22 protein-coding genes are annotated in these 22,750 nt (G+C 73.4%); 14 read left to right on the top strand and 8 right to left on the bottom strand.

Going from position 1 to position 22,750, the window contains the following annotated elements; all coding sequences use genetic code 11:
- The first annotated feature begins 113 nt into the window (after positions 1–113).
- From ACFHWT_RS09395 to ACFHWT_RS09440, 10 genes are read left to right on the top strand one after another with little or no spacing between them, the layout of a single operon-like run.
- A complete protein-coding gene (locus ACFHWT_RS09395; RefSeq protein WP_416594214.1) occupies positions 114–1,277 on the top strand; it encodes an acyl-CoA dehydrogenase family protein in 1,164 nt (387 codons plus the stop codon).
- A complete protein-coding gene (locus tag ACFHWT_RS09400; RefSeq protein WP_416594215.1) occupies positions 1,274–1,837 on the top strand; it encodes a hypothetical protein in 564 nt (187 codons plus the stop codon). The genes ACFHWT_RS09395 and ACFHWT_RS09400 overlap by 4 nt, the downstream gene beginning before the upstream one ends.
- Positions 1,834–3,177, top strand: coding sequence for a phenylacetate--CoA ligase family protein (locus tag ACFHWT_RS09405; RefSeq protein WP_416594216.1), 1,344 nt, complete (start codon positions 1,834–1,836; stop codon positions 3,175–3,177). Before ACFHWT_RS09400 ends, ACFHWT_RS09405 begins: the two co-directional genes overlap by 4 nt.
- Positions 3,174–4,349 (top strand): thiolase family protein, encoded by a 1,176-nt coding sequence (locus ACFHWT_RS09410; protein ID WP_416594217.1) that lies wholly within the window; start codon positions 3,174–3,176, stop codon positions 4,347–4,349. The genes ACFHWT_RS09405 and ACFHWT_RS09410 overlap by 4 nt, the downstream gene beginning before the upstream one ends.
- Positions 4,349–5,863 carry a 3-hydroxyacyl-CoA dehydrogenase NAD-binding domain-containing protein gene (locus tag ACFHWT_RS09415; protein ID WP_416594218.1) on the top strand — a complete coding sequence of 505 codons (1,515 nt, stop codon included), beginning with the start codon at positions 4,349–4,351 and terminating at the stop codon, positions 5,861–5,863. The genes ACFHWT_RS09410 and ACFHWT_RS09415 overlap by 1 nt, the downstream gene beginning before the upstream one ends.
- Entirely contained in the window at positions 5,860–6,693 is an 834-nt protein-coding gene (locus ACFHWT_RS09420; RefSeq protein WP_416594219.1) for a CoA-transferase, read from the top strand. Before ACFHWT_RS09415 ends, ACFHWT_RS09420 begins: the two co-directional genes overlap by 4 nt.
- Positions 6,690–7,469, top strand: a complete 780-nt coding sequence (locus ACFHWT_RS09425; RefSeq protein WP_416594220.1) for a co-chaperone HscB — start codon at positions 6,690–6,692, stop codon at positions 7,467–7,469. The genes ACFHWT_RS09420 and ACFHWT_RS09425 overlap by 4 nt, the downstream gene beginning before the upstream one ends.
- On the top strand, positions 7,466–8,587 hold the full coding sequence (locus ACFHWT_RS09430) for an acyl-CoA dehydrogenase family protein (RefSeq protein WP_416594221.1): 1,122 nt from the start codon (positions 7,466–7,468) through the stop codon (positions 8,585–8,587). Before ACFHWT_RS09425 ends, ACFHWT_RS09430 begins: the two co-directional genes overlap by 4 nt.
- Complete coding sequence (locus ACFHWT_RS09435; RefSeq protein WP_416594222.1) at positions 8,577–9,611, top strand: acyl-CoA dehydrogenase family protein; 1,035 nt, start codon at positions 8,577–8,579, stop codon at positions 9,609–9,611. Before ACFHWT_RS09430 ends, ACFHWT_RS09435 begins: the two co-directional genes overlap by 11 nt.
- Before the next feature lies 1 nt (position 9,612).
- On the top strand, positions 9,613–10,368 hold the full coding sequence (locus tag ACFHWT_RS09440) for an enoyl-CoA hydratase (RefSeq protein WP_416594223.1): 756 nt from the start codon (positions 9,613–9,615) through the stop codon (positions 10,366–10,368).
- Between the two features lie 21 nt (positions 10,369–10,389).
- Here ACFHWT_RS09440 and ACFHWT_RS09445 read toward each other — a convergent pair whose 3' ends face one another.
- From ACFHWT_RS09445 to ACFHWT_RS09455, 3 genes are read right to left on the bottom strand one after another with little or no spacing between them, the layout of a single operon-like run.
- Positions 10,390–11,580 carry an osmoprotectant NAGGN system M42 family peptidase gene (locus ACFHWT_RS09445; protein ID WP_416594224.1) on the bottom strand — a complete coding sequence of 397 codons (1,191 nt, stop codon included), beginning with the start codon at positions 11,578–11,580 and terminating at the stop codon, positions 10,390–10,392.
- Between the two features lie 22 nt (positions 11,581–11,602).
- Positions 11,603–13,351, bottom strand: a complete 1,749-nt coding sequence (gene ngg, locus ACFHWT_RS09450; protein WP_416594301.1) for an N-acetylglutaminylglutamine synthetase — start codon at positions 13,349–13,351, stop codon at positions 11,603–11,605.
- A gap of 49 nt (positions 13,352–13,400) precedes the next feature.
- A complete protein-coding gene (locus ACFHWT_RS09455; RefSeq protein WP_416594226.1) occupies positions 13,401–15,185 on the bottom strand; it encodes an N-acetylglutaminylglutamine amidotransferase in 1,785 nt (594 codons plus the stop codon).
- A 245-nt stretch (positions 15,186–15,430) separates the two neighbouring features.
- Between ACFHWT_RS09455 and ACFHWT_RS09460 the strand changes: the two genes are divergently transcribed.
- Positions 15,431–16,057, top strand: coding sequence for a hypothetical protein (locus ACFHWT_RS09460; protein ID WP_416594227.1), 627 nt, complete (start codon positions 15,431–15,433; stop codon positions 16,055–16,057).
- An 8-nt stretch (positions 16,058–16,065) separates the two neighbouring features.
- Here the strand turns inward: ACFHWT_RS09460 and ACFHWT_RS09465 are convergent, their stop codons facing one another.
- Together ACFHWT_RS09465 and ACFHWT_RS09470 are read right to left on the bottom strand one after the other, a co-directional pair.
- Positions 16,066–16,416: an STAS domain-containing protein gene (locus ACFHWT_RS09465; RefSeq protein ID WP_416594228.1), complete on the bottom strand. Its 351-nt coding sequence runs from the start codon at positions 16,414–16,416 to the stop codon at positions 16,066–16,068.
- Between the two features lie 248 nt (positions 16,417–16,664).
- Positions 16,665–17,327, bottom strand: coding sequence for a DUF4142 domain-containing protein (locus tag ACFHWT_RS09470; protein WP_416594229.1), 663 nt, complete (start codon positions 17,325–17,327; stop codon positions 16,665–16,667).
- A 202-nt stretch (positions 17,328–17,529) separates the two neighbouring features.
- Between ACFHWT_RS09470 and ACFHWT_RS09475 the strand changes: the two genes are divergently transcribed.
- Genes ACFHWT_RS09475 through ACFHWT_RS09485 form a run of 3 tightly spaced genes read left to right on the top strand, consistent with a single transcriptional unit; the run spans position 17,530 to position 19,182 of the window.
- Positions 17,530–17,733 (top strand): hypothetical protein, encoded by a 204-nt coding sequence (locus ACFHWT_RS09475; protein ID WP_416594230.1) that lies wholly within the window; start codon positions 17,530–17,532, stop codon positions 17,731–17,733.
- 24 nt (positions 17,734–17,757) lie between these two features.
- Positions 17,758–18,270 carry an MSMEG_6728 family protein gene (locus ACFHWT_RS09480; protein WP_416594231.1) on the top strand — a complete coding sequence of 171 codons (513 nt, stop codon included), beginning with the start codon at positions 17,758–17,760 and terminating at the stop codon, positions 18,268–18,270.
- A 54-nt stretch (positions 18,271–18,324) separates the two neighbouring features.
- Positions 18,325–19,182: a DUF1775 domain-containing protein gene (locus ACFHWT_RS09485; protein ID WP_416594232.1), complete on the top strand. Its 858-nt coding sequence runs from the start codon at positions 18,325–18,327 to the stop codon at positions 19,180–19,182.
- Between the two features lie 45 nt (positions 19,183–19,227).
- Here the strand turns inward: ACFHWT_RS09485 and ACFHWT_RS09490 are convergent, their stop codons facing one another.
- From ACFHWT_RS09490 to ACFHWT_RS09500, 3 genes are all read right to left on the bottom strand, one after another.
- Positions 19,228–20,817, bottom strand: a complete 1,590-nt coding sequence (locus tag ACFHWT_RS09490; RefSeq protein WP_416594303.1) for a copper resistance CopC/CopD family protein — start codon at positions 20,815–20,817, stop codon at positions 19,228–19,230.
- A gap of 313 nt (positions 20,818–21,130) precedes the next feature.
- Positions 21,131–21,358, bottom strand: a complete 228-nt coding sequence (locus ACFHWT_RS09495; RefSeq protein WP_416594233.1) for a ferredoxin — start codon at positions 21,356–21,358, stop codon at positions 21,131–21,133.
- Between the two features lie 119 nt (positions 21,359–21,477).
- On the bottom strand, positions 21,478–22,689 hold the full coding sequence (locus tag ACFHWT_RS09500) for a cytochrome P450 (RefSeq protein WP_416594234.1): 1,212 nt from the start codon (positions 22,687–22,689) through the stop codon (positions 21,478–21,480).
- Positions 22,690–22,750 lie beyond the last annotated feature (61 nt).

Here is a 22,750-nt window from a genome sequence, read left to right on the forward strand (position 1 = left end):
GACCTCCTTGACACGTCGGACCTTGCTCGGCAAGCTGGTCGACATCTACGTTGACGTTATCAACGGGCCGGTGGGTCGGGAAGTACCGGCGGCGACTTCGGAAAGGATCCGGGATGGGCGTGCTGTGGGAACCGGAACTCGACCCGGCCGGGGCCACCTGGCTGGCCACCGCCCGGACCCTCGCCGCCGAGAAGTTCGCCCCGCTCGCCGCCGAACTCGACCGGGACCAGCGCTACCCCTGGGAACACGTCGCCGCCTTCGTCGAATCCGGACTGACCGGAGTCTTCGTGCCGACCGAGTACGGCGGAGCCGGGCTGAGCATGCAGGCGGTGTGCGCGATCACCGAGGAGGTCTCCCGGGCCTGCGCCGCCACCGGCGCCATCCTGGCCGCGTACGAACTCGGCGCGGTACCGCTACTGCTGGCCGGCACCGACGAGCAACGCCGACTGGTCCTCGGTGACCTGCTCCGGGGCCGGGCGGTCAGCTTCGCCCTCAGCGAGAACGGTGCCGGCAGCGACGCCGCCGCGATCACCACCACCGCGCTGCCCGACGGCGACGGGTTCCGGCTGCGCGGCGAGAAGATCTACATCGGCAACGGCGGCGCCGCGCAGCACTACGTGGTCTTCGCCAAGACCGACCCGGACGCCGGGGCCCGCGGCATCACCGCGTTCCTGATCGACAAGGACACCCCGGGCGCGGTCATCGACCGCTACGAGGACAAGATGGGCATCCGGGGTACCCGGACCAGCAACCTGAAGCTCGACGCCCGGGTACCGGCCGACGCGATCCTCGGCGAACGCGGCCGCGGACTACGGCTCGCGCTGCGCACCCTCGACCTGGGCCGGATCAGCGTCGCCGCGCAAGGCCTCGGCATCGCCGCGGCCGCCTACCAGCTCGCCACCGCCGAGGCCGCCCGCCGCAGCCGGTTCGGCCGCACCCTGCTGGAACACCAGGGGATCGGCTTCCGGCTCGCCGACCTCGCCACCGGGCTCACCGCCGCCCGGCTGCTCACCTACCAGGCCGCCCGCGCCTACGACGACGGCGCGTCGGTGTCCACCATCGGCGCCATGGCCAAGCTCTACACCAGCGAGGTCGCCCACCGCGCCGTCGACCTCGCCGTCCAGGTGTACGGCGGCGAAGGCTACTGCAAACCCTGCCCGGCCGAACGGCTCTACCGCGACCAGCGGGTGCTGGAGATCTACGAGGGCACCTCGGAGATCCAGCGGATCGTCATCGCCCGGGCGATCGGCGCCGACCAGCCGGAGCCGGTCCGGTGACCACGACGCAGGCCAGCTGCCTGGCCGCCGCGCTCACTGGCCGTACCGTCGCCTGGGTCGCCGGCGCACCCACCCCCGCGCTGACCGCGGCCCTGGCCGGCATCGGCGCCCGGCCGCCGGATGCCGGCCCGGCACACCCGGACCTGGTCGTCGCCGACCTGCGCGACGGCGTCGCCCCGACCGCCGTGGACCGGCCCGGCCGCGCCCCGGCCGTGCTCACCGCCGTGTTCACCGCCGCCCGCGCCGGCCGGGACCTGCTCACCGGCGGGACCGACCTGACCACCGGTGCCGCCGGCGGCGGCCTGCTGCTCATCGCCGCCGCCGCGCCCGGCCCGACCGGGGCGGCGCTGCACGCGGGTCTGACCTCGCTGACCCGGACCCTGGCCACCGAATGGGCCCCGCAGCAGATCCGGGTGAACTGCCTGCTCACTCCGGAGAATCCGGCGCCACCGCCGCTGGCCGACCTGATCGGCTACCTCGCCGGACCGGCGGCCGCCCTGCTCACCGGGCAGCTGCTCACCCTGACCCCGCCGGCCGCCCGACCGGGGCGGACCGCATGATCGGGCACCGGCCGGTGCGCCGCTGGTGGTCGGAGTGCGAGACCTTCCCCCGTGACCGGCTCGCCCAGCAGCAGCTGACCGCGTTGCGCCGCCAGCTCACCTACGTCTATCAGGCGAGCACCCTGCACCGGCGGCGGATGCTCGACATCGGCTGGCACCCGGCCGACCTCACCGACCTGGACTCGTTGCGGGACCTGCCGATCATCGACAAGGCCGACTACCTGGACGGGCTGCGCGAGGAACCGCCGTGGGGGACCGCCCGGGCGGCCGATCCGGAGGCGGTCCAGCGGGTCCACTTCTCCTCCGGCAGCACCGGCGACCCGGTACCGGTGCTGTGGACCGGCCCCGACCTGGACCGCTGGGCCGACCTGTACGCGCGGATGGCGTACGGGCAGGGCATCCGCGACCGGGACGTCTACCTGTGCCTGTTCAGCTATCCGTGGTTCGTCGGCGGACTCGGCGCCACCGCCGGCTACCAGCGGATCGGCGCGACGGTCGTGCCGGGCGGATCCGCCGACACGCACCGGCAGATCGACACCATCTTCCGGTACGGCGTCACCGCCGTCGGCGGGACACCGTCGTTTCTGCTGCACCTGGCCGAGGTCGCCGAACAGGCCGGGCGGCCGCTGCGCGACTGCCCGGTACGCCGGGTGATGGTCGGCGGTGAACCGGGCGGCGCGGTGCCCGCCACCCGGGCACTGATCGAGCAGGCCTGGGATGCCCGCTGCTTCGACGGCTACGGCTGCCTGGAGTTCCAACCGGTCGCCTGGGAATGTGCGGAGCAGGCCGGCGGGCACCTCGCCGAGGACTTCGTCCACGCCGAGGTGCTGCACCCGCGTACCCGCGAACCGGTGCCCGACGGCACGACCGGCGTGCTGGTACTGACCCACCTGGACAAGCAGGCCACCCCGCTGGTCCGGTTCTGGACCGGTGACCTGGTGGTGCGTGACAGCACCGGGTGCGGCTGCGGCCGCACCCACGCCCGGCTGACCGGCGGGGTGCTGGGCCGGGCCGACGACATGTTGGTGGTCCGGGGCGTCAACGTCTTCCCCAGCGCGGTGGAGCAGGTGCTGCGGGAACACCCGGCCGGCCGGGGCCGATACCAGATCGTGCTGGACGCCGACGTCACCGACCGGCACAGCGGATATCTGACCGGGATCAAGGTCGAGATCGAGTTGCCCGACGGCACTCCGACCGCCGCCGCCGAACTGACCGCGGCGCTGCGGCAGACGCTGCGGGTCCGCGCCCAGGTGGTGGCGGTCGCGCCCGGCAGCCTGCCGCGCCACACCCACAAGGCCCGCCGCGTCGTGCGACGCGGCGGCGGGACGGAGCGAACGTGAACCGGCAGGTGTATCTGATCGGTGCCGTGCGCACCCCGCACGGACGCTACGGCGGCTCGCTGCGTACGGTGCGGGCGGTCGACCTGGGCACCGTCGCGGCGACGGCGGCGCTGGAGCAGTCCGGCCTGCCGGCCGACGCCGTCGGCGAGGTGGTCGCGTCCAACTGCCGTCAGGCCGGCAACGGCCCCAACCCGGGCCGGCAGATCACCCTGCGGGCCGGCCTGGCGCAGCACACCCCGGCGCAGACCGTCAACATGGCCTGCGCCTCCGGGCTGAAGGCCATCCAACTGGCCGCCCAGTCGGTCGCCGCCGGCGACACCGGCGCCGCCCTGGTCGTCGCGGTCGAGTCGATGAGCACGATGCCCTACCTGGCCGACTCCGGGCTGCGCTGGGACGGCGTACGGCGCGGCGACATCACCCTGGTCGACGGGTGGCGCGACGGCGGCACCGACCCGGTCTGTGGGCTCAACATGGGCCAGACCGCCGAACGGGTCGCCGAGCGGTACGGTATCGGCCGCGTCGACCAGGACGCCTGGGCCGCCCGCAGCCACCAGCGGGCCGCCGCCGCCTGGGCCGACGGCCGGTTCGCGGCGGAGACGGCGCCGGTACCCACCGCCGACGGCGCGTTCGCCCGTGACGAGACCTTCCGCGCCGACAGCACCCCGGCCCGCCTCGCCGGTCTGAGACCTGCGTTCGTCGACGGCGGCACGGTCACCGCCGGCAACGCCAGCCAGATGGCCGACGGCGCCGCCGCCGTGATCGTCGCCGACGCGGCCACCGTCGACCGGTACGGACTGACGCCCGCCGCCCGGCTGGTGTCGTTCGCGGCGGTCGGCGTCGACCCGACCGAGATGGGAGTCGGCCCGGTGCACGCCGTGCCCCGCGCGCTGGACCGAGCCGGCCGGTCGACGGCCGACGTGGACCTGTTCGAGATCAACGAGGCGTTCGCCGCGCAGATCGTGCACAACGTCCGCGAGCTCGGCCTCGCCGAGGACCGGGTCAACGTCAACGGCGGCGGTATCGCGCTGGGCCACCCGACCGGGCAGAGCGGCACCCGGATCGTCGTGTCGCTGCTGCACGAACTCGCCCGCCGCGACGCCACCACCGGCGTGGCCAGCCTCTGCGTCGGCGGCGGCCAGGGAGTCGCCGCCGTACTGGAAAGGGTGAGCTGATGGCCACGGTGGACGAACTGTCGGTGGTGATCGTCGGGCTCGGACCGATGGGCCGCGGCATCGCCCGGGTGTTCGCCCAGGCGGGGGCCCGGGTCACCGTGGTCGACGCCGACGAGACCAGCACCCGTGACAACGCCGAGGTGCTGCGGCGCGAGGCGCACCGCGACGACCGGCCGGTGCCGGTCACCGCCACCGCCGACCTGACCGCCGCGCTCGACGGCGCCGACCTGCTCGTCGAGGCCGTCGTGGAGGACCTGGCGGTCAAACGTGACCTGCTCGCCCGGGTCGCCGCCGCCGGGTCCACCGATTTGGTCGTGGCCACCAACACGTCCTCGTTGAGCGTCGCCGAACTCGGCCGGGCCTTCGGCGATCCGACCCGCCTGGTCGGGTTGCACTTCTTCAACCCGGCGACCCGGATGCGGCTGGTCGAGGTGGTCGCCGGTCCGCAGACCGCGCCCGAGGTCGTCGACCGGGCGCAGCGGTGGGTCGCCGGGCTGGACAAGACCGCGGTGCGTTGCGTCGACACCCCTAACTTCGTGGTGAACCGGATCTGCCGGCCGCTGTACTACGAAGCCCAGCTGCTGGTCACCCAGGGCGTGCCGGCCCCGGTGGTGGACGCGGTGGCGCGGGCCGCGCTCGGTCACCGGATGGGTCCGCTGGAACTGCTCGACTTCACCGGGCTGCACACCCACCTGGCCTCCTCGGAGACCGCGCTGCGCGAGTTCGGCGACCCGCGTTACCGGCCGATTCCGCTGACCCGGGCGCTGGTGCGGGCCGGGCTCACCGGCCGCGGCGTCGGCCGCGGCTACTACGACTACTCGGCCGAACCACCGGCCGCCGCGCGGCAGCGGGTCGTCCGGCCGGCACCGGCCGGCACCGGCCCGGTGGTGCTCACCGGTCCGGCCGCCGACCGGCTGCGCGGCGTCGCCGGTCTGGTCGGTGCCTCCGCTGAGGCACCTGCCGGCGCGGTGCTGCTGTACGCCGCCGCCGGTGACCCGCGTCGGTGCGCCGGCGAGCTCACCGACCTGCTGGCCGCCGGCAGGAGCGTCGTGCTGGACAGCTCCGACGCCGGCTGGCTCGACGTCGCGCCGCCCGGGGTGGGCTGGCTGCGGCTGCACCCCACCGGCGAGCGGATCTTCGCTGAAGTGGTCCACGACGACGTCGCCGCGATCACCGAGACCGACGCGGTCACCGCCGTGCTCGCCGCCACTGGGGCCTCGTCGGTCCGGCTGCCGGCGCTGCCCGGCCTGGTCGCCGACCGGCTGATGTACACGATGGCGAACGAGGCCGCCGCGGTGGTCGAGGAGGGCACCGCGACCGCGGCGGCCGTGGACACCGCGCTGCGACTCGGGATGAACCATCCGGTCGGACCGGCCGAGTACGTCGACCGGGTCGGCGCCGAGCGGGTGCTCGACGGCCTCGTCGCGCTGGCCCGGTTCACCGGCGACCCCCGGTACCGGCCCTGCCCGCTGCTGCGTCGACAGGCGGCCGGCGCCGCCCGCCGCCGGTCATGACACCGCCCGCCGACCGGCTGCGCCGGCCCACCCTCACCCTGACCGAGGCCGTCACCCGCTACGTCGCCGACGACGACTGCGTCTACCTGGGCAACTTCGGCGCGCAGCTGTTCAGCGTCGGCCACGAGCTGATCCGGCAGCGCCGCCGCCGGCTGCACGCGGTCGTCGCCTCTGGCGGCCTGCTGCTCGACCAGCTGATCGGCGCCGGGACGCTGGCCGCCGCGACGTTCGGACACTGCTGGAGCCCGGTCGGCCCGGACCCGGCATGGAACTTCCGCCGGCTGGTCGAGTCGGGTGACCGGTCGGTCGCCCTGCACGAGGTCAGCCTCGGCATGCTCAACGCGGCGCTGACCGCCGCCGCCTGGCGGGTGCCGTTCATGCCGGTGCCGCCGACGCCCGGCACCGGGTACACCGACAGCGGCTGGCCGGGCGGGCTGCTCGGCACCGCCGACAGCGACTTCGGCGCGGCCACCGTCGTGCGGGCGGTCACCCCCGACGTCGCGTTCGTGCACGCCGACCTGGTCGACGAGCGCGGCAACGCGGTGATCCGTACCCCGCTCGGCGAGGTACCCGCCGCCAGCCAGGCGGCGCGGCGGGTCGTCGTGGTCGCCGAGGCCGCCGCCAGCGTCGAACGGGTACGCGAGGCCGGCGTCACCCTGCCCGGTCTGCTGGTGACGGCAGCGGTGGTGGCACCCGGCGCGGTGCATCCGGACGGCGCACCGGGCCGCTACCCGCGCGACGTCGCCGCCTACCAGGCGTACGTGACGGCGGCCCGCAGCCCCGACGGGTTCGCCCGCTGGCTGGCCGAGGAAGTGGCGGGTGCCCGGTGAGCGTCGTCGACTTCCTGGTCCGGGCGGCCGGCGAGTTCCGCCGCGGCGGCTACGTGTTCACCGGCTTCCACTGGCCGGTCCTCGCCGCCCGGTTGGCCCACCAGCTGCCCGGGGAGCCGTTCGCCGAGGTGTACGAGGCGGGCGCGGTGTGCGACCGCCCGGCCGCCACGGTCGCCACCAGCACCACCGACCACCACGCGTACGCTGACGCGGTGGCCTGGCGCGGCACCAGCTCCGACGTGCTGCTCTGCCTGGCCGCCCGGTGCGACCGGGTGGTGCTCGACGCGGCCAACGTGGACCTCGCCGGGCGGATCAACGCGACCATGGTCGGCGCCGGCGAGCCGCCGCAGGTTCGGCTGGCCGGCGGGGGCGGCGCGGCCGACGTCGCCGCCGCGGCCCGCGAACTGGTGCTGCTGCACGGCGGTGCCGACCCGACCCGGCTGGCCGCCCGGGTGCAGCACGTCACCGCCGCCCCCGGGCCGGCCGCGCCGGTGCGGGTGCATACCCGGTGGGGAACGCTGTGCCTCGGCGCCCGACCTCGGCTGGTGGATCTGGTCGACACCGCCGGCACCGACGTGTTCCTGCGCCGGCTGACCGACCTCGGTGTGCCGGTCGACTGGGCCCGGCCGGTGGCACCGGTGCCACCGGCCGCCCGCCGCGCGGCGCGGCGGACCCTGGCCGAGGCGGCCGACCGCGGCTACCGGGTGGCCCGGCAGGCGTTGGCCGAGAAGACCGGACCCGTCCACCTGGCAACCGACGACGGAGGGCAGCCGTGACCGACGATCTCGACGAACTGCGCCAGCAGGTCCGTGACCTCGCCGACCGCTGGCAGGCAGCCGGCCGGTTCCGGCCGGTCTGCGACGCCTGGCTGCGGGGGCACGACATCGAGTTCAGCAAGGAGATGGCCCGCCACGGCTGGATCGGCATCACCTGGCCACGCGAGTACGGCGGGGGCGGCCGGTCGAACCTGGCGCGGCTGGTGGTCACCGAGGAGCTGCTGCGGGCCGGCGCACCGGTGGCCGCGCACTGGATCGCCGACCGGCAGATCGGTCCGGCGATCCTGCGGTACGGCACCCCGCAGCTACGCCGGGAGTTCCTGCCCCGGATCGCGGCCGCCGACGTGACCTTCTGCCTGGGGATGAGCGAGACCGAAGCCGGCTCGGACCTGGCGGCGGTGCGCACCACCGCCGCCCGCGACGGATCCGGCTGGCGGATCACCGGTGCCAAGGTGTGGACCAGCCACGCGCACCGCAGCAGCCACGCCTACGTACTGGCCCGCACCGGCGGCGGCGAGCGCCGCCACGACGGGCTGACCGAGTTCGTCGTCGACCTGGCCGCCCCGGGCGTCACCGTCCGGCCGATCATCGACCTGCAGGGCGAGCACCACTTCAACGAGATGATCTTCGACGACGTGCCGGTCCCGGACCGCTGGGTGATCGGCGAGGTCGGCCAGGGCTGGCGGCAGGTGACCGAGCAGCTGTCGTTCGAACGCGGCGGACTGGAACGGGTGATGAGCACCTACCCGCTGCTGCAGGCCCTGGCCCGGTCGGTGGCCGACGGAGCCGAGCCGGCCGCGGTCGAGGCGATCGGCGAGCTCGCCGCCCGGCTGGCGACGCTGCGCCGGATCGCCTGGGAGATCGCCGCCGACCTGGACGCCGGTGCCGCCCCGGTACGGCGGGCGGCGCTGCTCAAACACCTCGGCACCACGTTCGAGCGGGAAGTGACCGAGACCGCCCGTCGGGTGACCGGCGCCCGGCCGGACCCCACCGGCGACGGCCTGCCCGCACTGCTCGCCCAGGGAATCCTGGCCGCGCCGGGATTCTCCATCCGCGGCGGTACCACCGAGGTGCTGCTGACCTTGATCGCCCGAGGGGAGGCGGACCTTGTCCGGTGACGAACCGACCGACGAGGCGATGCTGCGCCAGATCGTCCAGGAGGCGTTGACCGGCGTCGCGACCGGCACGCTGTGGGCCACCGCTCGGGACCTCGGCTGGCCGGCCGTGGGCGTCGCGGAGGCCGACGGCGGCTCCGGCGGCACCGTCCGCGACGCGGCCGCGATCGTCCGGGCGGCGGCCGCCACCGCCCCGGAGCTTGCCCTGGTCGAGGCGATGCAGGCAAGCTGGCTGCTCGGCGAGGCCGGCTGGCTCGACCCGGACCGCGACGAGCAGTACGCGGTGGCGCTGCCCGACCCGGCGGAGACGATCACCCTGCACACCGGGCTGACCGGCTCGGCCACCGGTGTGCCGGCAGCACGGACGGTGTCCGCGCTGCTGGTCTGCGCCGTCGCGGCCGACGACGACCGGCCGGTGCTGGCCCGGGTCGACCCGGCCGCCGACGGACTGCGCGTCACCCCGGGTACCAACCTCGCCGGCGAACCCCGGGACCGGCTCGCCCTGCGGGGCTGCGTACCACTGCGGGTGGCGATGACCGCGCCGCACGCCGCCGACGTGCGGTGCCGGGAGTCGCTGCTGCGAGCCGCCGCGCTGCTCGGCGCCATCGAACGGACCTGCCAGTTGACCGTCGACCATGTCCGGGTCCGCACCCAGTTCGGTCGGCCGTTGCTGGCCCAGCAGGCGGTGGCGCACGCGGTGGCAACCATGGCGGGGGAGCGGGAACAGTGCCGGGCGGCGCTGCGCGGTGCCCTAGACGCCTGGGGCGGCGACCACGCGGCCAGCCGGGTCGCCGCCGCCCGGGTGATCCACGACCGGGCCGCCACCACGGTGGCCCGGCTGGCGCACCAGCTGCACGGCGCGGTGGGCGTCACCCGGGAACACCCGCTGCACCGCAGCACCGGCCGGCTGCTCGCCTGGCGCGACGAGCCGGTCACCGCCCGAACGGCGTCCCATACCCTGGGCACGGTGGTCGCCGGGGGCGGCGACCTGTGGCAGTGGGTCGTCACCGACCGGATCAGGAGCTGACGTGCAGACCGTTTCGCTGCGTACCGCCGACCATCCGAACGTGCGGGTGCTGACCCTCGACGATCCCGACCGGCGTAACGCGATCGGCGCCGTGATGAAGCGGGAACTGGCCGAGGCGGTGTCGACCGTCGCCGCTGACCGCGACGCCCGGGTTCTGGTCGTCACCGGCGCCGGCAGCGCTTTCTGCTCGGGGGCCCACCTCGACGAGATCTTCGGCGGCCCGATCCGGCCGGTCAGCCAGACCCGCCGCGACCTGGAGGACATCTACCGCAGCTTCCTCGCGGTGCGCGACCTGGACCTGGTGACCATCGCCGCGGTGCAGGGACCTGCCGTGGGCGCGGGCCTCAACCTGGCGATGTGCTGCGACCAGCGGATCGCCGGCCACCGGGCCCGGTTCGGGGCGACGTTCACCCGGATCGGCCTGCACCCCGGCGGCGGCTGCACCTATTTCCTGGTTGACGCGCTCGGCCCGCAGCGGGCCATGCAGATCCTGCTGGACGGCGCGATGCTCGACGCCGCCCGGGCCCACGAGCTCGGCCTGGTGCTCGACGTGGTCGACGATCCGCTGGCCGCCGCGTTGGCCGCCGCGCACCGCTACGCCGACCTGGACCCGCATCTGGTCCGGCACGTCAAGCAGAGCGTCCGGATCGCCGCCTCGTCCGGCCTGGACGCCTCGGTGCAGTACGAGGCGTGGGCCCAGGCCGCGTCGGCCAGCGACCCGGCGGTGCTGGCCACGCTGCTCGGCGACCGACGCTGAGGCGGACCGCCGCCCGGGGCGTCAGGCCACCCCGATCGGCCCTTCCCGGGGCCCCTCCTCCTGCGCCGGCTGCACCGCCAGCGACGGGAAGTCGGCCAGGTCGCCGTCCGGTTCGGCGTCCCACTCCGGAAACACCAGCTCACTCTGCAGGTAGAGGCAGAGCAGCTGGGTGAGGTGCCGCAGCCCCTCCAGGTGGGTGCGTTCGTGTCCGTGAGTGGCGTCCACCCCGAAGCCGAGCAGCGCCACCCGGGCGTGTGCGCCGGCCTCAACCGCCGCCGCCACGTCCGACCGGTAGTAGTCGAAAACGTCGCGGACCAGGTCCACGCCGTGATCGGCGGCCAGCCCGGCCAGCTTGCGGGTCAGGTGGTAGTCGAACGGGCCGACACCATCGCCCATCGCCAGGGTCGCGGCGTCCTCCCGGGACTGCTGGCCGGGGGCCACCACCGCGGCGTCGACCGAGACGATCTCGGCCACGTCCGGGTCGAGCCCGTGGCTGGCGCCGTGCCCGACCTCCTCGGTGCAGGTGATCAGCAGGTGGGCGGTGACCGGTGGCCGCTGGCCGGCGTCGACCATCGCCTTCACCGCGGTCAGCACCGCCGCCACCCCCGCCTTGTCGTCCAGATGCCGGGACTTGACGTACCCGCTGGGCGTTATCGTCGGCGCCGGCAGCATCGCCACGAAGTCGCCGACGTCGATGCCGAGCGCGCGGAGCCCGGCGATGTCGGTGACCGGCTCGTCGACCCGCACCTCGACCTGCTCCCAGCCGACCCCCTGCAGGTCGACGTCCTCGTTGTAGCGGTGGCCGCTGGCCTTCAACGGCAGCACCTGGCCGGTGATCACCCGGTCCAGGCTGTCGGTGTAGACCCGCACGTGGGCGCCTTCGGCGAACCGGGCGCTGTGGGTGCCGATCTGCTTGAGTTCCAGCCGGCCGTTCTCCTTCAACTGTTTGACCATCCCGCCGATCGTGTCGGTGTGCACCACGATCGCCCGGTCCGCGCCGGTGGTCCGCGGCCCGCACAGCGAGGCGCTGAGCGCGCCGCGCCGGGTGACGGTGAACGGGATACCGAGAGCGGACAGCCGTTCCCCGACGTACTGCTGTACGTGGTCGGTGCGGCCGGACGGGCTGGGAATGTCCAGCAGTTCCAGCATCACCTGCTGCAGGTAGTCGAGGTCCAGTTTCAGGGGGGTGGGGGGGTTCGGGTCGGCCGGCATGCCAAGACCGTACCGCCGCCGATCACGGCGTTGCCGGCGCCCCGCCGGGACCGGGCGGGCTCCACCGCCGCTGCTGCGCGCTGGTGCCCGGGAACAGCAGGTCGATGAAGCGTTCCGCGGTCGGCTGCGGCTCGTGGTTGGCCAGTCCGGGCCGTTCGTTGGCTTCGATGAAGACATGGTCGGGCTGATCAGGAGCGGTCACCAGCAGGTCCATGCCGGCCACCGGGATGGCCAGCGCCCGGGTGGCGGCCACGCACGCCGCGGCCAGGTCGGCGTGCAGCCGGTCGGTGACGTCGTGGATCGTCCCGCCGGTGTGCAGGTTCGCGGTCCGCCGCACGGTCAGCACCTCGCCGGCCGGCAGCACGTCGTCCATCGTGTGCCCGGCCTCGGTGACCACCTCCCGGGTCAGGTCGTCCAGCGGGATCTTCGACTCGCCGCCGGTGGCCGCGGCCCGCCGCCGGCTGTGCCGCCGGATCAGCTCGGCCACCGTGTGTACGCCGTCGCCGCTGACCGCCGCTGGGCGGCGGACCGCAGCGGCCACCACCTCGTGGTCGATCACCAGGACCCGCAGGTCCTCCCCCTGGTGCCGTTGTTCGATCAGCACCTGCGGGCAGTGCCTACGGGCCAGGTCGACGGCGGCCCGCAAGGCGCTCGGGTCGGTGACACCGACGGTGATCCCGGTGCCCTGTTCGCCGCGGGCCGGCTTGACCACCACCTCACCGACCTTGGCGAGGAACGCCTCGTCGTCGGCGTCGCCGGTGGCGGTGCGGCCGTGCGGCACGGCCAGCCCGGCGTCGAGCAGCACCCTCCGGGTCACCCGCTTGTCGTCGCACCGGCTCATCGCCACCGCCGAGGTCAGCTCGGACAGTGACTCGCGGGTGACGATGCTGCGGGCACCGTTGGTCAGCCGCAGCTCGCCCCAGGACGCGTCGATCACCTCGACCCGGATGCCGCGGCGCATCGCCTCGTCGGCGACGATCCGGGCGTACGGATTCAGCTCGTCGTAGCCGTCCGGCATGCTGGCCAGGAAGAGCCGTTCGTTGATCGGATTCTTGCGTTTGACGCACAGCGTCGGTGTGCGTTCGAATCCGAGCCGTTCGTAGAGGCGGATCGCACCGTCGTTCTCCGCCAGCACGGACAAATCGACGTAGACCCGGCCGCGGTCGGCGAGCTGGCCGGCGAGCTCCAGCAGCAGCGCCTGACCGGTGCCGGGTGGTGCGTGCAGCGGGTCGACGGTCAGGCACCACAGGCTGGAGCCGTTTTCCGGGTCGTCGAAGACCGCCACATGGTCGATGCCGGTGATGGTGCCGACGACCTGCCCGGTGACCGACTCGGCGACCAGGTGCACGAAACGTTCGGTAGCGGCGTTGTCGACCAGGATGTCGACCGGGGCGGTGACCATCCCGTTGTGGGCGTATATCCGGTTGACCGCGTCGGCGTCGGAATCGTCGCGTAGCGGCCGGATCCGTAGCCCCGGCTCCGGCGGCTGCGGTTCGCGCACCGGGGTGAGATCCAGCCGGAAGGTCAGCGACGGGTCGATGAACAGCTCGTCCGGCAGCCGCGACACCAGCACGTGCGGGTCGGGCAGGTAGATGCAGATGTCGCGGGACCCGGCGGCTTCCGAACGCAGCACGTCGGCGACGTCGGAGGGGTCGGCGAACGTCTGACCGAAGACCAGCCGGCCCCAGCCGCACTCCAGGATGACGTCGGCGCTGTCGGTGGGCTTGGCCGGCGGATCGCCCGGGACGACCGGGTCGCCACCAGGGCCGATCCGTTCCCGCCGGGGGGCGGGGGAGTCGGGGCGGGGGGCGCTCGTGTCGTCAGTCAATGCCATGGTTCTGCAGCCACATCTCCAGCAGTCCGAGTTGCCACAACTTGTTGCCCCGCAGCGGGGTGAGTTCGGCGTTCGGGTCACGCAGCAGCCCGTCGACGTACCCGTCGCGGAACAGCCCGCGCCGCCGGGCCGCCGGCGCGTGCAGGGCGTCGCGGACCCGGTCGAGCAGCTTGCCTTCCAGATGGGTCAGCCCGGGTACGGGGAAGTACCCCTTCGGTCGGTCGATCACCTCCCAGGGCAGTACCCGACGGCCGATCTCCTTGAGTACCCCCTTGCCGCCCTGGGCCAGCTTGAGCTCGGGCGGGCAGGTGGCGGCGAGTTCGACGAACTCGTGGTCGAGGAAGGGGACGCGCGCCTCCAGTCCGTGCGCCATCGTCATGTTGTCGACCCGTTTCACCGGGTCGTCCACGAGCATCACCGTGGTGTCGATCCGCAGTCCCGCGTCGACCGCGTCCTGCGCGCCGGCGCGGCCCAGGTGGGCGGCGGCGAACTCGCGTGCGGGGTCACCGGCGGCGAGGTACTCCGGGTTGAGCACCCGGGCGAGACCGGCGGCGTCGCGGTCGAAGAAGGCGGTGGCGTAGGTGTCCAGCGCCTGGTCACGGCCGACCCTGGCCAGCGGCGGGTACCAGTGGTACCCGCCGAGGATCTCGTCGGCGCCCTGGCCGGACTGCACCACCTTGAGGTGTCTGGCGACTTCCTGACTGAGCAGGTAGAACGCGACGCAGTCGTGGCTGACCATGGGTTCGCTCATCGCCGCGACGGCGGCCTCCAGTGGCGGCACCAGGTCACGGGCGGCCACCTGGATCTGATGATGGTCGGTGTCGAACCGTTGCGCCACCAGGTCGGAGTAGACGAACTCGTCGCCCTCCCGTCCACCGACCGCGTCGAAGCCGATGGAGAAGGTGGCCAGACCACGCTGGCCCTGCTCGGCCAGCAGCGCCACGACCAGCGAGGAGTCGAGCCCTCCGGAGAGCAGGACACCGACCGGCACGTCGGCGACCATCCGGCGTTGCACCGCGGTGGTCAACGATTCGAGCAGAGCGTCCTGCCAGTCCTGCTCCGACCAGTCGGCGCGGCGCGGGTCCCGGCTGAACGGCGGATCCCAGTAGCAGCGCTCGTCCACCCGGCCGTCGGGCTGGTAGACCCGGACGGTGGCCGGGGGCAGCTTACGGATGCCGTTGAGGATCGTCCGGGGCGCGGGGACCACACTGTGGAAGCTGAGGTAGTGGGCGAGTGCCACCGGGTCGATGCCGGTGTCCACCCCGCCGCCGGCCAGTAGGGCCGGCAGGGTGCTGGCGAACCGGACCACGCCGGGGCGTTCGTCGACGTACAGCGGCTTGATGCCCAGCCGGTCGCGAGCCAGGACCAGCCGGCCGCTGTCGCGCTCGGTGATCGCGACGGCGAACATGCCGACCAGATGGTCGACGAAGTCGACGCCCCACTCGGCGTAGGCCTTGACGACGACCTCGCTGTCGCCCGAGGAGAAGAACGTGTGACCCCGTGCCTGCAGTTGCTCGCGCAGCTCACGGTAGTTGTAGATGCAGCCGTTGAAGACGCCGGTGAGGCCGGCGGCGGAGTCCACGATCGGTTGGTTGCTGGCCGCCGACAGGTCGATGATCTTCAGGCGCCGGTGTCCGAAGGCCACACTTCCGTGTGACCAGGAACCCCCGTCGTCGGGCCCCCGGTCACTCATTGTCGCCGCCATCCGCTCCACCGCGCCGATATCGGCGCGGGAACCGTCGCGGCGCAGCTCACCCGCAAGTCCGCACATGCGTACCCATCCTGCCAGACCGTTGCGGCATCGCCCAGTTGACGGCCGGATCCGGTGTCCCGACCAGTGCTGCGCAGCGCGGACGGTCCCGCTCGGTGCCCTGTGCCGGGTCTCGCTACGCTGACCCGGCGACAGGGCGGTTGCGTGACTAATCAATCAAATAGTTGGTGGGTGCCGTGGTGGCCCCGGAGTTCGTCCCCACGGACGGTTCACGGTAACGTTCGGTCGGGTTTGATGGCTGGACGGTGGATAGCTCCATCATCCGGCTGGCGTGGGTGCTCCGTCCCGGTTCGGGACGGATGCCGACCGGGGAGGGCTATTTGCTGACCACGCTTGAGGGACACCACCTGCGGGCCTGCGTCCTCGGCCAGTCCTGGCTCATCCGCCAGTTGGAGCGCCGGGGCGCCGGCCTGGATCCGATCGCCCTGTTCGGGGTGGTCGAGGGGACCTTCGTGACGGTCGTCGACCAGTTGAGTCGTAGTGGGTTCCCACTGACCGAGCTGCGCTGCTTCGCCGACACCGCGGTACGGCTGACCGCCGCCGGCCGCGAACCGGTCTCCGCCGACGAGGTGATCCGCATCGTCGGCTACCAGTTCGGGGAGCACGTCGACGTCGCCGACATCGAGGCCCGCCGTGCCGTGCCGGTGCGCCGGGCGGTGATCGGTACGGCGGTACGGCGGTTGCGGCTCACCCTGCACGATGTGGACAACCTCCTCCGTCGGGGGGAGAGCCTGGCCTCCCAGTGGGGATTCGCCGCCACCACCTACCACCCGGGTCCGTTGACCGCCTGCTACCTGCGGGTCGCGGAGGCCCGGTGGAAGAGCCGGCAGTCGCGGCGCAGCCGGCACACCCAACTGGGCCGGGTGCTGTGACCGTACGGTCAGCGCCCCACCGGCAGGTCGGTCGGCGTCGCGTCGTCGGCGGGGAAGCCGAACAGCCCGAGTAGCCCGGTCGCCCACAGCTGCCGTCGGGTGAAGCTGCTGATGTTCTCCAGCTCGAGCCGGCTGCCGCTGACCCCGGCGGCCTGGTGACAGGCGACCAGGCTGCCGATCCCGGTCGAGTCGATGAAGCTGACGCACGTGAGGTCCAGCACGATCCGCTCGGGTGCGGACCGGGCGAGCAGCGCGGTGACCGCGTCGCGGACCTCGCCGGCTGTGGCGAGGTCGAGTTCACCGTGCAAGGCGAGTCGTACCGTGGTGCCCTGGTAGCTCCTGGTGATGACGAAATCCACGTCGTACCTCCGGTCGGGTGGCGACGGGTGCCGGGGAGGGAGGATTCTGAGGCATTCGCATGAGCCGATATCCGCTGATGCGCGCGGTGTGTGAGCCGTCACGTTACGGTATGTGCGGCCGATGTGCCAGCCCCGTTTCGGACTGTGCACCAACCCGGCCGACCACTGTGAGCGATCATCTCGTCCGGGACCCGCCGGTGCGGTCGGACCGGTCCGACCGCACCGGCGTAGGGGCCACGGTCCGTAGGTCAGCTCTGCGCCGGCAGCGGCGTCTGTGGGCTGACCGTCGGCGACGGCAGGGTCGGGCTCACCGTCGGCTCGGGCGTCGCGGTGCCCGGCGTGGTCGGGTCAACCGTGGGGCTCACCCCGGGACTCGGCGAGGTCGGCAGCCCGAGCTGCGCGGCGAGGCCCTGCAAGGCCGCGTACAGGTCCTCGAGTACCGGTCCGGCCTCCTGTGCCAGGTTCACCACCCGTTCGTCGGAGCCCTGCGCGATCTCGGCGTTGTTCACCTCGATCGCCTGGGCGTAGCCCGCCAACTGGCTCTCCACGAACGCCGTGTCGAACTCGGCACCGGACAACCCGTCCAGCCGGTTGGCCACGTCCTGCTGTTCCTGGGTGGGCGAGTCCGGCAAGGCGACGTCGACCTCACCCGCCACCCGGGTGACCTCCTCGTCCAGCCGGGTGTGGTCGGCCACCATGTCACCACCCAGGTCCTTCACCGCCTGGTCGGCATCCTGCTTGTCCTGCGCCAACTGGCCGATCTGCACAGCGGCCAGATTGACCTGGTGGATCGTACGCAGGTACTCGCTGTCCTGCTCGGACGGTGCCGTCGCGTGTGCGGCCGCCGGGATCAACGCGACGGCGGTCAGCCCCGCCAACAGCCCCAGCCGGGTCACTACGGTCCTTCTCATCGTGGTTCCTCCTCGCTCAGCGCTCGTCGGGGCACCGAGATACCCGGCCCCCCGGCCGCCATGCCCGCCGGCCGGGATGAGCGCCGCCGGCCGGCCGCGGATGACCCGCCACCCTCGGTCGGGCTAGCCCGACCCGCCGCCGGCATGCCGCCGGCCGTACCGGGTAACCGGACGACGACCGACCAGATCACCGGGAGGCATCGTGACCAACGTCCAGCAACCGGAAATGCGTCGCAGCGGGGACAACCCGCTGGTCCAGGAGAGCAAGGGTCCCGACGGAGCCGACCGCCGGCCCGGGCGCCGCGGCGGCGGCAACCGGCCCGTCCCGGCCGGCCAGGTTTCGCCGTACGGTCCCCACCCGCCGGTCGCCGACGACGACAGCGAACCCGACGACCGGCCGGACTGACCACCCCGGCCGGCCCACGGCACCATGCAGACGTTCCTGCCGTACCCGGACTTCGCGGCCAGCGCCGCGGTGCTTGACGCCCGACGACTCGGCAAACAGCGCGTCGAAGCGTTGCAGGTGCTGCGCGGCCTGACCGTGCCCGGGTACGGCTGGCGTCACCACCCGGCGGTCCGGATGTGGCGCGGCCACCTGGAGGCGCTGGTCCGGTACGGACTGACGGTCTGCGCCGAATGGACCCGGCCCGGCCGGGCCGACACCGTCGCCGACACCCTGCGCCGCGAATTCACCGCCGCGACCGGCCGCACCCTGGTCCGCGACCAGGCCGAACTCGGCGCCGCCACCGCACTGCCGGCCTGGCTCGGCCGAGCCGACCTGCACCTGTCGCACCGCGCCGCACTGGTACACAAGGACCCGGACCACTACCGTCCCCGGTTCGGCGACCTCGCCCCCGTACCGTACGTGTGGCCGTGCCCACCGGCGGTACCGCCGCCGATCGCCCCCGCCCCGTCCGGCGAAAAAGGTCCGTGGTCGGATTGAACCGTTCGGCCTCGTCCGCCGAACCCCTTACCGGTGGATCAGGATCCGGCGGCAGTGGCCGCCCACGTACGGGAGGCGAGGCTCATGGTCAACTGTCTGCGCGCGAACGCCGTCCGGATCGGCGCGGTGCTGTCCGGTCCGGTGCTGGCGGTCGCGCTGTCCGGGCCGGCGGTGGCCGCGGCCGACATCGGCCTGGAACCGACGCAGGCGCCTCGTGGGGCCGGCATCCAGCTCACCTTCGAACTTCCGCAGGAACGGCCGGACGCACACACCGCCGAGGTGCGCCTCGACCTGCCGGCGGACCTGCCCATCGCCGAGGTCTACCCGATGTCGGTCGACGACTGGGCCCCCAGGATCACCAACCGGACCCTGCCGGAGCCGCTGCCCGGCCTGCACGGTGGCCTGATGACCGAGGCCACCGAGAGCATCACCTGGCAGTTGGTCGCCCCACCCGCCGACGAACCGGCGCCGGTGCTGCTGACCGTGTCGGTCGGCCCGCTGCCGGACGCGGACCGGATCGACTTTGCGGTGACCCAGACCTACTCCGACGGCACCGTGGTCCGCTGGGGCGGCCCCGACGCGCAGCGACCCGGCCCGGTGCTGACCCTCGGGCCGGCCGACCCGGCGGCGGCCGGTCACGGAGCCCACCACGGCGACCCCGCGGCGGCCGCCGCCCAAGACCCGCCGGCGCCGGCCGCCGCGGGCTCCGACGACGCCGCCGGCACCGAGATGGGACTACTGCTGGCCGGCCTGGCCGGTGGAGCGGCGATCGGCGGGGCCGTCGTCTGGTGGCGCAGCCGCCGCCACCGCGGCAGCGTACCGGCGGACCCGACCAGGGCCGGGCCCGCCGCCGACGAGGGCGAGCTGGTCGGCGCCGGCGGCACGACCCCCTGGCGGCTCACCGAACAGTGACCGCCGCGTCCCGGCCCTGGCGACGGTCGGCGCGACCACGGCCGCTTACCGCACCGGCACTGTCGTGCGGACCGTCGCCTGGTCGATGTCGGACAACCGGATGGTGAAACGCAGCTCCCATTCACCCGGCACCGGAAACGCGACCGCGCCGACCGCGTGGTTGTCGTCCACCCCCAGCAGCAGCGTGGTCACCGGCTCGACGTCCTGCGCCGGCAACGAGGTGGTCATCGTCCACTCCTCCACCCGTACCGGCGCGCCCTCCGGCGTGTACACGTAGGCGTGCACCGTGTTGTGCTCACCGAGCTGCACCGGGTAGATGTCGAACTGGAGGGTGTACAGCGAGCTGGTCAGCGTCTGGGCGAAGGTGTCCTGCCCGAGGGCCTGGGCCTCGACGACGGCGGTACGGGCCGGTGTCGTCTGCACCAGTACCGCGCTGGCCCCGAGCGCGACCACGGCCACCGCGACCTCGACACCGACCAGGCCGGTGAGTCGCCGCACGTGCGGCGCCCGCCACCGCGCGACCAGCCGTCGCGCGTACCCGGCGGTTAGCAGCAGCACCGCCACCAGCGCGACCTTCACCAGCACCAACCGCCCGTACGCGGTGGTGGCCAGCGCGGTCGTGCCGCCGGTCTCCATCAGCGCCTGGACGGCACCGGCCAGCAGCAGCCAGCAGACCGCCACCGTCGCCCACCGGGACCAGACCGGCAGGATCCGGCCCAGGACGCGGGGGTGGGTGCGGCGCAGCAGGACCGCGCCGAGGGTCACCAGCCCGCCGATCCACACCCCGACCGCGGCGATGTGCACGGTGTCGGCGGCGATACTGACCGGCGGCATCGGCGCCGCCACCGCGTGACCGGTCAGCGGCCAGGTGACCAGCCCGGCCAAGCCCAGCCCGACGAGGGCCAGCCCGCGACGGGCGCCGCCGACTCCGGCGAGGACCGGTGACACCAGCGCCGCCACCGCGGCCAGCACCACCAGCCGGCCGAGCAGCGCCAGCCCGTACCCGCTGTCCACGACGGCGGCCAGGTCCCCGGCGGAAACCTCCAGCAGGGCACTGCCGGTCGAATACGGCGCCTGCAGGTACAGTCCGGCCACTGTGGCCAGGCCGATCAGCCCCAGCCCGGAGCCGACCATGAGCTTGCCGGGCCGGCGGCTCAGCCGGGGCGGCCACAGCAGCGCCAGCAGCAGCGCGGGCCCGACGGCGAGCACCACCCCGGCGTAGCCGACGTACTTCGCGGTGGTCACGGCGACCGCGACCGGCCGCCGCTGCCCGCCGTCCTGTGGCTCGGGCACCGTCGCGGACGGCGCTCCCACGGAGTACGTGTAGCCGCTGCCCACCGGGTGGCTGTCCGCTGAGATCACCCGGTAGCTGACCAGGTAGGTGCCGAGCGGGCGGTCGGCGACCCGGACCGGGATGGTGACGGTGGTCCCGTCAGTTCGTGGCGTTCCGTCGTCGATCCGTTTACCGTCCGGCGCCAGCACCTGCAGGCGCCCGGTGACCGGGCGCACCGGTTCGCTGAACGTCAGCACCACTTCCCGTGGTGAGTTGCCCAGCACCGATCCGGGGGCGGGCTCCGCCGTGACCAGCACCGCGTGCGCGGCCGCCGGGCCGGCGGGGGCGACCAATACCAGCATGCCGCCGAGTAGCAGTGCGGCGACACCGGCTGCGGCGTGCCGGGCCCACTGGGCGGCTCGTCGTTGTCTCACCCATGGTAGTTCGGTACGGGCGGGGCAACGGTTCATCGCGATCGACTCCGGGCGGGTCGTGGGCGTACCGACCGCGCGGGGTGACGTCGGTCGTTTCGTGGGCCGAGCGCCAGGAACGGACGCGTGCGTGCCGGGAGGAATCGTGGTCGACCGGCCCGGACGGATGCAAGCCGGCCACCGGTGGCCGTCCGGTCCGCCCCGGCCAGGTCCGGATGGTCGTCGATCGGGCCCGATCCGCCTGTCAGGGCAGCGGTGCCAGCGGGGTACCGTCCGCGGCGCGGACCAGAATCGCCTCGACCGGGCATGATTCAGCGGCGTCGATGACGGTGTCGGCCGGGTCGATGTCGGACGCGGTCGCCCGGGACACCCCGTCGACCAGGCTGAAGTGTCCGGGGGCGGTACCGGCGCAGATGCCGGATCCGACGCACCGTTGCTCGTCGACCCTGATCTGCCAGGACCGCTGGTTCATCGCCACCTCCGGGGGATACCCAACGGCACCGGCCGCGGGGGACTGGGACGGCTCACGTCCGATGGACGGCACGGTCCGGTCCGCACGTCCGGTCCGCACCTCGGCCCGGCGAAGGAGGATCACCCCCAGGTCACCGGCATCGCGCTCAGCCCGCGGACCAGCAGGCCGGTCTTCCACACCAGCTGATCCTCGGGTACGGCCAGCCGCAGCTGCGGCAGCCGCTGCACCACCGCCTCCACCGCCACCTGCAGTTCCATCCTGGCCAGTTGGGCGCCGAGACAGTGGTGTACGCCGTGACCGAAGCCGACATGCGGGTTGACGGTCCGGGTCAGGTCCAGCCGGTCCGGGTCGGTGAAGACCTCGGGGTCGCGGTTGGCCGCCGACAACGACCCGATGACCGGTTCGCCGGCACGGACGAGTACTCCGCCGACCTCGACGTCCACGGTGGCGTACCGGGCGAACGAGGAGGCGGCGCCGAGCGGTACGTACCGGGTCAGCTCCTCGACGGCGCCCGGTACCAGGGTCGGGTCGGCGTGTAGGGCGGCGAACTGGTCCGGCTGGGTGAGCAGGACGTAGACGAAATTGGGGATCTGGGTCACGGTGGTCTCGTGGCCGGCGGCCAGCAGCCCGGCGGCGAGCTGTACGAGTTCGGCCTCGGTGAGCCGGCTCGCGTCGGTGTCCCGGGCGTGGACCATGGCGCCGAGCAGGTCGTCGGTCGGGTGCCGGCGGCGCTGCTCCACGAGTCCGGCGATGTAGCCGTGCAGGTTTTCGAGATAGCCCCGTACCTGGTCAGGGGGGAGCGAGGTGGTGGAGACGATCGCTTCGCTCCAGGTGTGGAAGTGTTCCCGGTCGGCGTAGGGAACGCCGAGTAGTTCGCAGATGACCCGGACCGGCAGCGGGGTGGCGAACCGTTCGACGAGGTCGGCTGGCGGCCCGTCGGCGATCATGCCGGTCAGCAGTTCGTCGGCGAACTGCCGGGTCTGTGGTCGGAGCTGTTCGACCCGCCGGGCGGTGAACGCCTTGGCGACCAGGCGCCGGAGCCGGGTGTGTTCCGGCGGGTCCATCGACAGGATTCCGCCCTCGATCTGTCGGGGGGTGATCCGTGGTTCGTCACGGCCGACGCTGGCGGCGCGGGAGAACCGGGCGTCGCCGAGGACGAACCGGACATCGGCGTGCCGGGTGGCCAGCCAGGCCGGTTCCCCGAACGGCAGCTGGACCCGTACCAGCATCCCGTCCTGTTGCAGCTGCCGGTAGGTGTCGTCGAGGTTGAGACGGTCTGGCGCGGTGAAGGGGTAGCTGCGGGGTTCGGCGGCGGTCCGGAGCTCGGACATGGTTCACCTCCTGGCAGGGGACGGACGCGCACCGGAGGCGACGAGCAGCGACGTGACCGGC

The sequence above is a fragment of the Micromonospora sp. LOL_021 genome (assembly GCF_048060215.1).
Classification (GTDB): domain Bacteria; phylum Actinomycetota; class Actinomycetes; order Mycobacteriales; family Micromonosporaceae; genus Micromonospora_E.